The 804-nt window shown below is 61.9% G+C and carries 1 protein-coding gene and 1 pseudogene; both read right to left on the minus strand.

Going from position 1 to position 804, the window contains the following annotated elements; translation table 11 throughout:
* On the minus strand, positions 1 to 481 hold a 481-nt coding region (locus tag L692_RS0126190; protein ID WP_025702845.1), incomplete at its 3' end, for a nitroreductase family protein.
* A gap of 36 nt (positions 482 to 517) precedes the next feature.
* Positions 518 to 804 (minus strand): annotated as a pseudogene (locus L692_RS0126195) (heavy metal translocating P-type ATPase); the annotation flags it as partial.

Raw genomic sequence — 804 nt, forward strand, 5'->3', positions numbered from 1 at the left:
GCTCCGACACCTCGGCGATCTTGCTTCGTATCCCGCCGATGTAGACAATGCCAAGCCCCAGCGACTCCGCCGCTACGGCGGCGTTCTGCGCGGCCAGCGCGGTATCAACGGTGGCTATGATGAAATTCTCCGCCGAGTCCTCATAGGTGGCGGCGCCGCTCAAATGCGGCTTGGCTGCTTCCCGCAGCCGGTACAGATCGGCGCACCAGACCAGGAAGACCGGGCACTCCGCCACATAAGCCTGGTTCCCGGCAAGATCCGCAAGCTCCGATTTCAGCGCCGGATCGGTGACCGCAATCACGCTGTATGCCTGCACATTGCTGGAAGTGGAGGCCATCTGGGCCGCCCCGATAATGGCGGCAAGCTGTTCCGCGCTCACCGGCTCCTGCCGGAATTTGCGGATAGAGACGTGTCCCGCCAGCAGGGACAGCACCGCATTGTCAAGGGAGGCATCATCGGATTCCCTGATGTTCTTGCTCATTCCCGTCGCTTCCCTTCAATATGTTATGTCGCTCCTCTATAACCTTACCCGCTGCAGCCGCAGCGCATTCAGCACGACCGAAACCGAGCTGAACGCCATGGCCGCGCCCGCCAGCCAGGGCGCCAGAAATCCCAGCGCGGCCACCGGAATGCCAATCGTATTGTAGCCGAGCGCCCAGAACAAATTCTGCTTGATATTGCCCATCGTCCGGCGGCTCATTTCAATCGCGTCCGCGATGGCCTTGAGATCGCCGCGCATCAGGGTAATATCCGCCGCTTCCATCGCCACGTCGGTCCCGGTGCCGACCGCCATGCCGATATCGG

The organism is Paenibacillus forsythiae T98, from assembly GCF_000520735.1.
GTDB classification, from domain to species: Bacteria; Bacillota; Bacilli; order Paenibacillales; family Paenibacillaceae; genus Paenibacillus_AQ; species Paenibacillus_AQ forsythiae.